We start from the raw sequence: 12791 nt of genomic DNA, 5'->3' as shown, positions 1-12791 counted from the left end.
TTCGTGTGCCGTCCCTCAGCGGGCCGCGGCGGTGATCTAATCCACCTCCGCGACGGGCTGGGCGAACTGGGCCGAGTACAGCCGGGCGTAGGCGCCGTCCGCGGCCAGCAGCGACTCGTGCGTGCCCTGCTCGACGATCCGCCCGTTCTCCATGACCAGGATCAGGTTGGCGTCGCGGATCGTGGACAGCCGGTGGGCGATCACGAAGCTGGTACGTCCCTCGCGCAGCGAGCTCATCGCCCGCTGGATGAGCACCTCGGTCCGGGTGTCGACCGAGCTGGTCGCCTCGTCCAGGATCAGGATCGCCGGCTCGGACAGGAACGCCCGGGCGATCGTGATCAGCTGCTTCTCCCCCGCGCTGACCGTCGAGCCGCTCTCCTCGTCGATCACCGTCTCATAGCCGTCGGACAGCGTGTGCGCGATGCGGTCCACGTGGGCGGCCTCCGCGGCGGCCTCGATCCGTTCGGGCGTGGCGCCTTCCGCCCCGTAGCCGATGTTCTCCGCGATCGTGCCGGCGAACAGCCAGGTGTCCTGCAGCACCATGCCGATGTTGGCGCGCAGCTCCTCCCTGGACATCTCGGCGATGTCGACGCCGTCGAGCGTGATACGGCCGCCGGTCACCTCGTAGAAGCGCATGATGAGGTTGACCAGCGTCGTCTTGCCCGCTCCCGTGGGGCCGACGATGGCCACGGTCTGGCCGGGCTCCACGGTCAGCGACAGGTTCTCGATCAGCGGCCTGTCCGGCGTGTAGCGGAAGGACACGTTCTCGAACGCCACGCGGCCCCTGACCTGCGCGGGCCGTGCGGGCTTGGCGGGCTCCGGGGACTGCTCGGGAGCCTCCAGCAGCTCGAAGACCCGTTCGGCCGAGGCGACGCCCGACTGCACCAGGTTCGCCATGCCGGCCACCTGGGTCAACGGCTGGCTGAACTGCCGCGAGTACTGGATGAAGGCCTGCACGTCGCCGAGGGAGATCGAGCCCGAGGCCACCTTGAACCCACCCACGACGGCGACCAGCACGTAGTTGAGGTTGCCGATGAACATCATGGCCGGCTGGATCATCCCGGAGATGAACTGGGCGCGGAAGCTGGAGGTGAACAGGGCCTGGTTGTGCTCGGCGAAGATCTCGCCGGCCTCCTTCTGCCTGCCGAACACCTTGACCAGCGTGTGCCCGCCGTACATCTCCTCGATGTGGCCGTTGAGCTTGCCCGTCGAGGACCACTGTTTGATGAACTGCGGCTGCGACCGCTTGCCGATGATCGCGGTGACGTAGATGGACAGCGGCACCGAGACCAGCGCGATGAGCGCCAGGATCGGCGAGATCCAGAACATCACCACCAGCACCCCCACGACCGTGAGCACCGACGTGATGAGCTGGCTCATCGTCTGCTGCAGTGTCTGCGCGATGTTGTCGGTGTCGTTGGTGGCGCGGCTGAGGGTCTCGCCGCGCGGCTGGCCGTCGAAGTAGCTCAGCGGCAGCCGCGCCAGCTTGGCCTCGATCCGCTCACGCAGCCGGGACGCCGCCCGCTGCACGATGGTCGTGGTCAGCCGGAACTGCGCGATGCCGAGCAGCGAGGCCAGCAGGTAGATCGCCAGCACCCAGCCCAGCACCTGGGCCAGCGCGGTGAAGTCGACGCCGTGGCCGGGCACCACGCTCATCGACGACACCATGTCGGCGAACGTGCCCTGGCCCTTGGCGCGCAGCCCCGCCACGGCCTGCTCCTTGGTGACCCCCGCGGGCAGCCGGGCCCCGATGATGCCGGAGAAGATCAGGTCCGTGGCGTGGCCGAGGATCTTGGGACCCGTCACGCTCAGCGCGACGCTGGCCGTACCGAGGGCCAGGACGATCCCCAGCAGCGCGCGCTCGGGGCGCAACAGCCGCAGCAGGCGGCGGAGCGAACCGCCGAAGTCGAGGGCCTTCTCGGCGGGCCCGGACATCATCCGCCCCGGGCCGAAACCAGGCTGAGGGCGGCGCGCGGGCGCCTGGGTAGTCATGCTGCCTCCTGTTCGGTGAGCTGGGACAGCACGATCTCCCGATAGGTCGGGCAGCTGGTCATGAGCTCGGCGTGGTTGCCGCTGCCGACCACGCGGCCGTCGTCGAGCACGAGGATGCGGTCGGCGTCGCGGATCGTGTTCACCCGCTGGGCCACGATGACGATCGTGGCGTCGGTGATCTTCTCGGCCAGCGTGGCACGCAGCCGGGCGTCGGTGGCGTAGTCGAGGGCGGAGAAGGAGTCGTCGAACAGGTAGATCTCAGGCCTGTGCACCAGTGTCCTGGCGATGGCCAGGCGCTGGCGCTGGCCGCCGGAGACGTTGGTGCCGCCCTGGGAGATCGGCTCGTCCAGGCCGCCGGGCATCGCCTCGACGAACTCGCGGGCCTGGGCCACGTCAAGGGCCTGCCACAGCTCCTCGTCGGTCGCGTCCGGCTTGCCGTACCTCAGGTTGGAGGCGACGGTGCCGGAGAAGAGGTAGGGCGACTGCGGGACCAGGCCGACCGCCCGGGAGAGCGCGGCCGGATCGAGGTCGCGCACGTTCACGCCATCGACCAGCACATCGCCGGCGGTCGCGTCGAACAGGCGGGGGATGAGGTTGAGCAGCGTCGTCTTACCACTGCCCGTGCTGCCGATGATCGCGGTGGTATGACCCGGCCGCGCCACGAAGCTCACGTCGCACAGCACCGGCTCCTCGGCACCCGGGTAGCGGAAGTCCACGGAGCGCAGCTCCAGCTCGCCGAGGTGTCGTTCGGGGGTGATGGGGCTGGCCGGCGGGTGGACGGTCGGCTCGGTGCCGAGCACGTCGTCGATGCGCTCGGCGCAGACCTCGGCCCGCGGGATCATCATGAACATGAACATCGCCATCATCACCGACATCAGGATCTGCATCAGGTAGGAGATGACCGCGGTCAGCGCGCCCACCTGCATGGTCCCGTCGGCGATGCGGTGGCCGCCGAACCACACCACGGCGACGCTGGACAGGTTCACCACCAGCATGACCGAGGGGAACATCAGCGCCATCAGCCGCCCGACCCGCAGCGACACATCGGTCAGCTGCTCGTTGGCCACGGCGAAGCGCTCGCGCTCGTGCTTGTCACGGACGAAGGCCCTGATGACCCGGATGCCGGTGATCTGCTCGCGCAGCACCTGGTTGATCCGGTCGATGCGCTCCTGCATCGCGCGGAACAGCGGCCGCATCCGCATCACGATCAGGCCCACGATGACGATCATCACGGGCAGCACGATGAGCAGCAGCGACGACAGCGTCGCGTCGATGCGCAGCGCCAGCACGATGCCGCCGACGCACATGATCGGCGCCGCCACCATCATCGTGAACGTCATCAGCACGAGCAACTGGACCTGCTGCACATCGTTGGTGGTCCGGGTGATCAGGGACGGCGGCCCGAACCGGTTGACCTCCTGGGCGGAGAAGTCCTGCACCCGGTGGAAGATCGCGGCCCGCAGATCCCGGCCCAGGGCCATCGAGGTCCGGGCGCCGTAGTAGACGGCCACGATCGAGCAGGTGATCTGGATGAGCGTCACACCGAGCATCACCAGCCCGATGCGTGCGATGTATCCGGTGTCGCCTTTGACGACGCCGTTGTCGATGATGTCGGCGTTGAGAGTGGGGAGATAGAGCGTGGCCAGCGTCTGCACGAACTGGAAGAGGACGACTAACGTGATCTCTTTCCCGTACGGCCTGAGCTGGGCGCGCAGGAGACGGAGCAGCATCAAGAAGTGCTTTCTGTGGAAGGGGTGGGGGCGGGCCGTACGAGCAGCCCATCGAGCAACACGGAGACGATCTCCTCGTCGTCCATGTCTCCGGACTCGCCGCCCTGGCCGAAGCCGCGGTGCACACTCACCGCGATCAGCATGAGCAGCAACTGTGCCGTGGCCTCGGGAGAGCGGCGCAGCCGGTCGCGGTCGGGCTCGACCAGAGCGGCGAGCCCGGCCTGTATGCGACGCCGGTTGTCCATCATCCGCTCGCGGAACCCGGCGTCGTCGGCCATCAGTTCATTGGGCCCGGCCAAGAGTTTGGCGTTGGCGCTCATCCCTGCCCGCAGCATCGCGACCGCCTCGCGCAGCCGCGCGCGCAGCTCGATGTGCGTGCCGATGGCCGCCAGCGCGTCCACCGCCGGCTGCGGGTCGAACGCGCTCATCAGCGCCGCCCGCAGCAGCGAGGCCTTGTCGGGGAAGACGCCGAAGATCGTGCCCTCGGCCACGCCCGCGGCCTCGGCGATCTGACGGGTACTCACCTCGGTGCCGTACTCGCGCAGCAGGGGAAGCGTGGCGGCGATGAGCGCGGCACGGCGGTCTTCTGGTGCCATGGCCGGCACCCGTCGCCTCTTGGTCATGCGGGACACTCTAATGAGCGAGTACTCACTCGTTCAAATGGTTATTCTCCCGGCGAATTCTGCTCTCCCGGACGGACGAGGCCGCTCTCGTAGGCGAAGACGACCGCCTGAACGCGAGTGGTCAGGTTGAGCTTCATCAGGACCCGCGACAGGTGGGTCTTGACCGTCGCCTCTCCCAGGAAGAGCCGGGCGGCGATCTGGGTGTTCGTCAGGCCCTGGGCCAGCAGCTTCAGCACGTCCGTCTCCCGGCTGGTGAGCGCCTCCAGCTCGGCTGCCCGGCTCGTGGTGCGGGAGGGATCCGGCTGGCCGGCGAACGCGGCGATCACCCGCAGGGTCACCGCCGGGTCGAGCAGCCCGCCGCCGGCCGCCACCGTCCTGACCGCCTCGACCAGATGCTCGGGCGGGGCGACCTTCAGCAGGAAGCCGCTGACTCCCGCGCGTAGTGCGGCAGCGACGTGCGCGTCCTCGTCGAAGGTGGTCAGCACGACGACCTTGCTCTCGGGGTGGTCGCGTACGAGCCGCCGCGACGCCTCCAGCCCGTCCATCTTCGGCATCCGCACGTCGATCAGGACGACGTCGGGCCGCGTACGCGCGACCAGGTCGAGGGCCTCGACGCCGTCGGACGCCTCGCCGACGACCTCGATATCCGATTCGCTGCTGAGCACCAGTCGCAGGCCCACACGGATCATCGCCTCGTCGTCGACGAGCGCCACCGAGATTGTCATGCCGCTTTTCCTACCATGTGCGAGGAATGGGGAACCGGGCGCGGACCGCGAACCCGCCGTCCGGCTCGGCAGCGGCGTGCAGGCTGCCCTGCACCATCGCCAGCCGTTCACGCATGCCGACCAGCCCGTGGCCGCCGCGCCCGGCGACCTGACGCGCCGCCCGTCCGGGTCTGTTGCGTACCTCAAGCGTGAGGGCCTGGTCGGTGTAGCCGATGGTGACCTCGGTCGGCACCTCTCCGGCGTGCCGCAGCACGTTCGTCAGAGCTTCCTGAAGCACCCGGTACGCGGTGAGATCCAGGACCGGCGGCAGCCGGGGCGGCTCGGCGGGGGAATCCAGGGTCACCTTCAGGCCGGCGGCGCGGACATCCGAGATCAGCTCGCCGACGCGGGCCAGCGACGGCGCCGGGACCGGCCGTTCGCCGTCGACGTGCTCGCGCAGGATGCCGACCAGACCGCGCATCTCCTCCACCGTCTGCCGTCCGAGACGCTCCAGCCCGGCCACGATCTCCTGCTCGGCCGGGCGTCCGTCGAGCAGCCGGCGCAGGCCGCCCAGTTGCAGGGTCATCACACTGACCGAGTGCGCGACCGCGTCGTGCACCTCCCGTGCGATGCGCGTACGCTCCTGCGCGACCGCGGCCTGGGCGTTCGCCTCGCGTTCGGCGTCGAGAGCGGCGGCCAGTTCGGCGAGCTTGGCCGCCCGCTCGCCGCTGCGGCGGGCCAGCAGCCCCATGCCCAGGCCGGGCAGCAGGATCGCCGGGATGAAGAACAGTTCCCACAGCGATTCGCCGGCGGCCATCGAGGTGCTCGCGAAGGACACGGCCGCGGCGCAGAACGCCAGGGCCGAACGCCGGGGCGGCTCGCGCCAGCCGACCCACGCCACCACCCCGATCAGCCCGATCATCGCCGCGCCACCGACTCCTGGCGCGTCGAACGCGACCACGGGGATCGGCAGGCAGGCGGCCGCGATGACCGTACCGGCCAGTGGGTACCAGGCCGCGACCACCACCCCGGCCCCCAGCAGGACGCCCCAGATCCAGGTGACGGTGGCGCTGGCGCCGAAGAAGTCGTCGAGCCGGGTCTCCATCACGGCCAGGAAGCCGATCAGCGGGCCGGCGACCAGGGGGATGAGGCGGACGTCCCTCAGCCGGGTCATCGTCATGGCCACCGATCGTAACCAGGCGCGCCGTCGGCCGACTCCCCCGGATGGCGGACTACCGCAGGCCGCGGGATCCCCCGTTCGGTGGACCCGGCCGAGGTGCCGTCCGCCGGATCGGGGATCGATCACGGTGCGCGATGGCTGACGCGCCACAGGGTGCCGCGGCGGAAGAGTTCTCACCGCAACGATCCACCCCAGCGACACGGAGGTACGACATGACCCCCCTTGCCCACACCGCCACGGCCGCCTCGGATGTGCTCCCCGAGGGCGCCGACCGGGCGAGCCGGTTCCTGCGGCGCGCCGGCGGCACCGCCCTGATCAGCAGTCCCCTGCTGATGTTCGCCGGCATGATGGCGTGCCCGCCCCAGGACTCGAACTCGACGATCGACTACGTCACCTCGCTGGCCCGCGACTCGTTCCTGACGGAGCTGTCGGCGATCCTGCTGCACTACGGCCTGATCGTCGGCGCGCTCGGCGCGCTGGCGGTGCCCGGTCTGGTCCGCGGCCGTAAGGGCCGGTGGCCGACGGCGTTCGGTGTGCTCGCCACCGCGCTGGGACTGCTGAACGTGTCCGGGGCGGTGCGCGACGACTGGTGGCGGATGGTCACCGGGCAGCAGCTCCCGATGGACGTCGCGGTGCGGATCTCCGACACCGTGGACGGGTCGGCGTTCATGCCCCTGTGGAGCGGGACCGAGATCTTCGCCTTCCTGGGCCTGCTCGCGCTGTGCGCCGGGCTCGCCCGGGCGGGTGTCGTGGGCTGGTGGCTGACCGCGGTCTATCTCGGCGCCTTCGTCGCGATGATGTTCATCCCGGCCGACCTGACGTATGTGATCGGCAGCGCGTTCGCCGCGCTGTACCTGCCCCTCGGGGTTGCCGGCGTGCGGGTCTTCCAGCGCGAGCGCGCCGCGGCCGCTGCTGCGTGACGTCCTTGGCACCCTGAGTTTGCCAATACGGCAAAGCGATTCGTGATGGTCTCACCGTACGCCGGATGCTTGGCGCGGGTGCCGTCGGACGGCGGACTGACTGGTCTCGGCCGGCCGCGCGGCACCCACGTGGATCAAAGCTAGGGAGGATTGATGTCGCAGCCTGATCCGGTCGCGGAGATGACACACCGTCTGGTCTTGTCTCGTACCGGCCGCATCCACCTGGTGGAGCAGGGCTCCGGGCCGCTGGTGCTCTTGGTGCACGGGTTCCCTGAGTCCTGGTACTCCTGGCGCCACCAGTTGCCGGCGCTGGCCGCCGCCGGCTATCGGGCCGTCGCCGTGGATGTCCGCGGCTATGGCCGCTCCGCCAAGCCTGAGGGCGTGGCCGCGTACCGGATGCTCGACCTGGTCGAGGACAACGTCGCCGTGGTGCGTGCCCTGGGCGAGCGGACGGCGGTGATCGTGGGTCATGACTGGGGTGCGACCATCGCCGCCGACTCCGCTCTGGTCAGGCCCGACGTCTTCCGCGCGGTCGGGCTGCTGAGCGTGCCGTACGCCCCGCGCGGCGGGCCGCGGCCCAGCGAGGTGTTCGCGCGTATGGGCGCGGAGGAGGAGTTCTACGTCAGTTACTTTCAAGCACCAGGCCGGGCCGAGGCCGAGATCGAACCCGACGTCCGCGGCTGGCTCGCCGGCTTCTACGCCGCCCTGTCCGCCGACACCATGCCGCCCGCCGACGCCCCCGATCCGCACTTCGTGTCCCGGGGCGGGACGCTGCGCGACCGCTTCCCCATCGGTCGGCTGCCCGCCTGGCTCAGTGAGAACGACCTCGATGTCTACGCCGCGGAGTTCGAGCGGACCGGTATGAGCGGGGCGCTCAACCGCTACCGGAACATGGACCGGGACTGGGAAGACCTCGTCGGCTTCGACGGCTCCCCCATCACCCAGCCGTCCCTGTTCATCGGCGGCGCGCTAGACGCCTCCACCACCTGGATGGCCGACGCCATCACGGCATATCCCGCCACCCTGCCGGGCCTGGTCTCCTCGCACATCCTCGACGGGTGCGGCCACTGGATTCAGCAGGAGCGCCGCGAGGAGGTCAACGAGATCCTCCGCGGCTGGCTCGCCTGCCTGCCCACCTGAGGCAGCCGCCTCCTGCGGCTCGCCCGCATGCGTGCCCGCGATGAGCCCTCGAGGAAGCGTGAGCTGCGGCCGGCGCTCGTCTTGCGGTACACCGCCTTGAGATGCGCGGGGATAACGACAATTATCTCGGAGAATCAGAACGTTCAGCCGTTGGCGCGAATGATGCCGGAGGCCAGAAAAGAGGGTTGGGGACCCTGCAGCTTTCTTGAGTCTTTTTGTCCGGCTCCGGCCCAGCGGTCTTTGGTCGCTACGGAAACCCGCGACCAAAGACCGCCAGCGTTCTCCTGCCGGGTCAGGCCACGACCGAGATGACCCTGCCGATCGCCTGGCCGGCGGCGACCACCTTGATGATGGCATCCAGGAAGACCCCGAAATCGGCGTTGACCCTGGCCTCCCAGCGCCAGGCCCAACGCCGGTTCAGGTCGGCCCAGCCGTCGTGCAGGGCGGGCAGGATCTCGGACTTGCCCCAGTCGTCGTCCCGCGAACCGGGTTCGAAGGTGCCGTGCACCCGCCCGGTGTGCGCGAAGGTGTAGACGTTGGGGCTGGGCTCGAGGAAGTCCCTGACCGCCCAGATGAACGACGTGTCGTAACTGATCGCGCCGGACACATGGAAATGCCCGCTGAAGTTGTACGACCCGGTGTCATGCAGGGCCAGGTTGGCGAAGCCGCCCACGGCGACACCATCCCTGAACCCGATCCGCGCATCAAAGGGACCGATCGTTCCAGCGGCCGCCATCGCCCCCGGCAGCCCGATCCCGGCGGCACTGGCGACACGCCGGCCAAGGCCGCCCGGACCGGGCGACGACGGCATTTCCAGCGAGGCACCGACAGACGCGTGCAGGTTCGGCGCGGAATCGAGGTCATGGAGGAAGGCGGCCAGTTGGTTCTGCTCTTCGGTGGTGAATTGTGACATTTCGGGGTGGCTCCTTTTGCGCCGCGAATCTCCGGGGCCCATCCGTTGGGAGGGCCGTGTCTTGCCTTTTCAGAATGGGAGATCCGGCGATGGAGAGAAATACCTAACGTTGGGGATTACCGGGAACCGTTTGCCGCATTCGTGCGCGTCGGCGCCCGCGTACGCGACCTCCTGAGCGAGCTTGCATCTCGCGGGCGGGGTGTACCACCGGAACCGCTCGAGCTGTCGGCCCGCGTCAGGGCATAATCTTGCGGCTGACCCCTTGCCTAGAATCGGGTTCTAGAAGCAGGGTTGCCCCATGATTATCGAGTACGCCGAACGCGTGTGGCGCGGCGAATCAGACGACAGCGTCGTGGACGCGGGCATGCAGGGCAAGGGCGTACAGCCGATCACCGACGGTCTCGGCTGGTGGCCGGGGTTCGGCAACGTGACCGCGTTCGAGACCGAAGGCGAGTTGGTGTTGTTCGACACCGGCGGCTCGTTCTCGGCGGCGAAATTGCACGAGGACGTCCGGGCCTGGACGCGGGCACCGCTGACCGCCGCGTTCTACTCGCACGGGCACATCGATCACGTCTTCGGGACGGGGCCGTTCGAGGAATCGGGGCCGTCGGCCACGATCTACGCCCACCAGGCGGTTGTTGATCGGTTCGAGCGTTATGTATTGACCAATGGCTACAACTCGGTGATCAACCAGCGGCAGTTCCAGGCCGCCGGGCTCCGCTGGCCCACCGACTACCGCCGTCCGGACGTGACCTACACAGACGCGCTGACCGTGCGGCGCGGCGGGCTCACGTTCGACCTCGTGCACGCCAAGGGCGAGACCGACGACGGGACCATCGGCTACGTACGCGAGCACAAGCTGCTGTTGCCCGGAGACCTGTTCATCTGGGTGACGCCCAACTGCGGCAACCCGCAGAAGGCGCAGCGCTATCCCCGCGAATGGGTGCACGCGTTGCACCGGATGGCCGCCATGGACGCCGAAATCATGCTTCCCGGCCACGGCGCCCCGATCTTCGGCCGTGACCGCATCCGGCAGGCGTTGCTGGAAACGGCCGAATGGCTGGAGTCGCTCGTCACGCAGACCCTGGAACTGCTCAACGCGGGCGCGCGGCTCGACGAGATCGTCCACTCCGTGAAGGCGCCGGAGCATCTCGCCGACCGGCCCTATCTGCGGGCACGGTACGACGAGCCGGAGTTCGTCGTACACAATCTGTGGCGCCTGTACGGCGGCTGGTACGACGGCAATCCGGCCCATCTGAAGCCCGCCCCCGAGGCGGTGCTGGCGAAAGCGGTCGCGGAGCTGGCGGGCGGGGCGCGAGCCCTCGCGGACGCGGCGCTCAAGGCCCTTTCCGGCGGCGACGAGCGGCTGGCCGGGCATTTGGCGGAAATGGCCGCCCTGGCGGCTCCGGATGACGCGGGGGTGCATCGCGTACGCGCGGAGGTCTTTTCCGCCAGGGCGGCCGGCGAGCTGTCCCTCATGGCGAAGGGCATCTTCGCCTGGGCCGCCACGGAGTCCAGGCAGCGCTCGTGAGAGCATCGCCTTGTTCACCGGCGCTTGGCGACGGTCAGCATGTGGCGGGCGCCGCGCTGGAACTCGTACGGGACCTCGCGGACCGCGCACGCCAGCCCTTCGGCCCGCAGATCCGCTCGAAGCGTGTCGAGAAACGGGACCGGCTCGCCGTCGCCCATGCGGACCAGCGGGAAGATCCTCACCTCGCGCCGGCTGACCCGGCTCATTTCCATGATCGCCGCCCGGTGCCACTCCTGATCCAGCCGGTCGGCCCAGGTGAACAGCAGGTGTGAGCAGAGCACCAGGTCCGCGCTTCCATCGGCCAGCGGGAGGTGTGGCAGGCGGGCGGCGAGATAAGCGCCGGGCCGCCGGTGGATGTCGGCGATGAACGCGCTCCTGGCGCGCAGCCGCAGCTCCCGGCGGCGTTCGGCCGAGCCGTACCACTCCCATACGAACCGGTCGGCGTTCGCGCTGATCATGGCGTTGCCCTGCTCCAGGTCGGCCGACAGGCGCTCGGCGAGCACGGCGGCGCCATGCGCGTAAAGCGGGTCCGCCGCCAGAGCCCGGACGCCCATCGCGCCGGCCTCGGCGACGAAGCCGGACGCGCCCCCGGCGCAGTCGAGGAGGACGCCGTCCAGGTCACGTTCGTCGAGCGCGAACATGGCCCGGTATTCGAGGAAGGAACGAGACGACATGATCATGTCTGCGTGAGCCACATTCCGATGGTGCCAGGAACCGCGTGGAGGCCTGGACGTCTGGGTCACCACAGTTCGATCGAGCGGGCGAAGATGCCCGCCACGTCGTCCTCGGTCACCGGCAGCGGAGCGGTCGCGAGCAGGCGCTGCTGTCTCATCGCCCCTTCGACGAGTGCGTCTATGTCGCCCGTGCCGTAGCCGACGGCGCCGATCCCGTTGGGGAGGCCGATGTCGCTCATGAGGTCGATGAGGACGGACGGCAGGAACTCGGCCGCCTCAGCCGGTTCCCGCCGGTCCGGGGCGAGCAGCCGGGCGGCGCGCAGGTGGCGTTCCGGCGCCGCCCGGAAGGTGAACTTGAACGCCTCCGGCGCCGTGAGCGCGACCGACATCCCGTGCGGGACCATCGGCTCATGCCCGGGATACCCCTTCGGGTGGAAGTCGCGCACCTGTCCGGCGATGGGGTAGGCGTTGGCGTGCGGGATGTGCACGCCGGCGTTGCCGAACCCCATCCCGGCGAACGTCGCGGCCAGGGCCATCTCGCCGCGGGCCGCCGCGTCGTCGCCGTGGCGCACGGCCCGCCGGAACGACCTGGCCAGCAGCCGCATGGCCTGCTCGGCCCACATGTCGGAGATCGGGTTCGCACCGCAGTAGGGCACTCGCTGCTCAGGGCGTTTACGCTCGCCGCCGGTGTACCAGCGGGCGGTGTAACTCTCGACCGCGTGGCAGAGGATGTCCATGCCGGCTGAGGCGGTCACGAGCGCGGGCTGGGTCAGCGTCAGGTCGGGGTCGACGACGGCGAGTGCCGGGCGCAGCCTGGCGTGGCTGATGCCGGTCTTGACCTTGAGTGACAGCACGTCGAGCACGCAGATGGTGGTGCTCTCCGCGCCGGTTCCGGTGGTCGTGGGTACGGCGATGAGCGGCTTGAGCGGATTGACCGGGGCTCTGCCCAGCCCGACCGGGGCGTTGACGTAGTCCATCAGCTCGCCGGGGTTGGTGAGCATCAAGTTGATCGCCTTGGCGGTGTCGATGCTGGACCCGCCGCCGACGCCGACGATCGCGTCCCAGGGGCCGGTGGCATGGGCGTGTGCGACGGCGGCGTCGAGGCTGGCGTCGGTCGGTTCGACGTGGACCTGGTCGTAGAGCTGGGCGTCGAGGCCATGGGCGCGGATCTGATCGGCGATCCGATGCGGGGTGCCGGTGGCGGCGACGCCCTGATCGGTGACGATCAGGACGCGCCGGACGCCGCCGTACCGGCTGAGGTCGAAGCCGATCTCGTCGGCGGCGCCGTTGCCGAACTTCAACTGGGGCGCGCCGTAGGTGAAGACGGTCTCGGGGTTGACCGGAGGCGTGGTCGTCATGCTGGTCCCCTTACCCGTCCTGGAGC

Annotated in this window: 11 protein-coding genes; 3 read left to right on the top strand and 8 right to left on the bottom strand. The window is 69.4% G+C overall.

From position 1 onward, the window contains the following. Positions 1-36 precede the first annotated feature (36 nt). From KLK06_RS18040 to KLK06_RS18020, 5 genes are read right to left on the bottom strand one after another with little or no spacing between them, the layout of a single operon-like run. Positions 37-1992: an ABC transporter ATP-binding protein gene (locus tag KLK06_RS18040; RefSeq protein WP_214636622.1), complete on the bottom strand. Its 1956-nt coding sequence runs from the start codon at positions 1990-1992 to the stop codon at positions 37-39. Then, positions 1989-3722 (bottom strand): ABC transporter ATP-binding protein, encoded by a 1734-nt coding sequence (locus KLK06_RS18035; RefSeq protein WP_214636621.1) that lies wholly within the window; start codon positions 3720-3722, stop codon positions 1989-1991. Before KLK06_RS18035 ends, KLK06_RS18040 begins: the two co-directional genes overlap by 4 nt. Next, a complete protein-coding gene (locus tag KLK06_RS18030; protein WP_214636620.1) occupies positions 3722-4345 on the bottom strand; it encodes a TetR/AcrR family transcriptional regulator in 624 nt (207 codons plus the stop codon). The genes KLK06_RS18035 and KLK06_RS18030 overlap by 1 nt, the downstream gene beginning before the upstream one ends. Before the next feature lie 41 nt (positions 4346-4386). Continuing rightward, positions 4387-5070, bottom strand: coding sequence for a response regulator transcription factor (locus KLK06_RS18025; RefSeq protein ID WP_214636619.1), 684 nt, complete (start codon positions 5068-5070; stop codon positions 4387-4389). Positions 5071-5080: 10 nt separating this feature from the next. After that, positions 5081-6229 carry a sensor histidine kinase gene (locus KLK06_RS18020; protein WP_214636618.1) on the bottom strand — a complete coding sequence of 383 codons (1149 nt, stop codon included), beginning with the start codon at positions 6227-6229 and terminating at the stop codon, positions 5081-5083. Positions 6230-6441: 212 nt separating this feature from the next. On the opposite strand from KLK06_RS18020, the gene KLK06_RS18015 reads away from it, so the two are divergent. Together KLK06_RS18015 and KLK06_RS18010 are read left to right on the top strand one after the other, a co-directional pair. Further along, entirely contained in the window at positions 6442-7149 is a 708-nt protein-coding gene (locus tag KLK06_RS18015; protein ID WP_214636617.1) for a hypothetical protein, read from the top strand. Positions 7150-7302: 153 nt separating this feature from the next. Further along, positions 7303-8289 carry an alpha/beta fold hydrolase gene (locus KLK06_RS18010; RefSeq protein WP_250905557.1) on the top strand — a complete coding sequence of 329 codons (987 nt, stop codon included), beginning with the start codon at positions 7303-7305 and terminating at the stop codon, positions 8287-8289. 292 nt (positions 8290-8581) lie between these two features. Here the strand turns inward: KLK06_RS18010 and KLK06_RS18005 are convergent, their stop codons facing one another. Then, complete coding sequence (locus KLK06_RS18005) at positions 8582-9202, bottom strand: hypothetical protein (RefSeq protein ID WP_214636616.1); 621 nt, start codon at positions 9200-9202, stop codon at positions 8582-8584. Between the two features lie 298 nt (positions 9203-9500). On the opposite strand from KLK06_RS18005, the gene KLK06_RS18000 reads away from it, so the two are divergent. Continuing rightward, a complete protein-coding gene (locus KLK06_RS18000; RefSeq protein ID WP_214636615.1) occupies positions 9501-10733 on the top strand; it encodes an alkyl sulfatase dimerization domain-containing protein in 1233 nt (410 codons plus the stop codon). Positions 10734-10747: 14 nt separating this feature from the next. On the opposite strand, the gene KLK06_RS17995 is transcribed toward KLK06_RS18000, so the two are convergent. Then, positions 10748-11428: a class I SAM-dependent methyltransferase gene (locus tag KLK06_RS17995; protein ID WP_214636614.1), complete on the bottom strand. Its 681-nt coding sequence runs from the start codon at positions 11426-11428 to the stop codon at positions 10748-10750. Between the two features lie 44 nt (positions 11429-11472). Beyond that, the gene (locus KLK06_RS17990; protein WP_214636613.1) at positions 11473-12765 is read right to left on the bottom strand and encodes a hydroxyacid-oxoacid transhydrogenase; all 1293 of its coding nucleotides are present in this window, start codon (positions 12763-12765) and stop codon (positions 11473-11475) included. Positions 12766-12791: the final 26 nt, after the last annotated feature.

Source organism: Nonomuraea sp. NEAU-A123 (assembly GCF_018603905.1).
GTDB lineage: Bacteria > Actinomycetota > Actinomycetes > Streptosporangiales > Streptosporangiaceae > Nonomuraea.
This window is presented reverse-complemented; position numbering and strand designations above follow the sequence as displayed.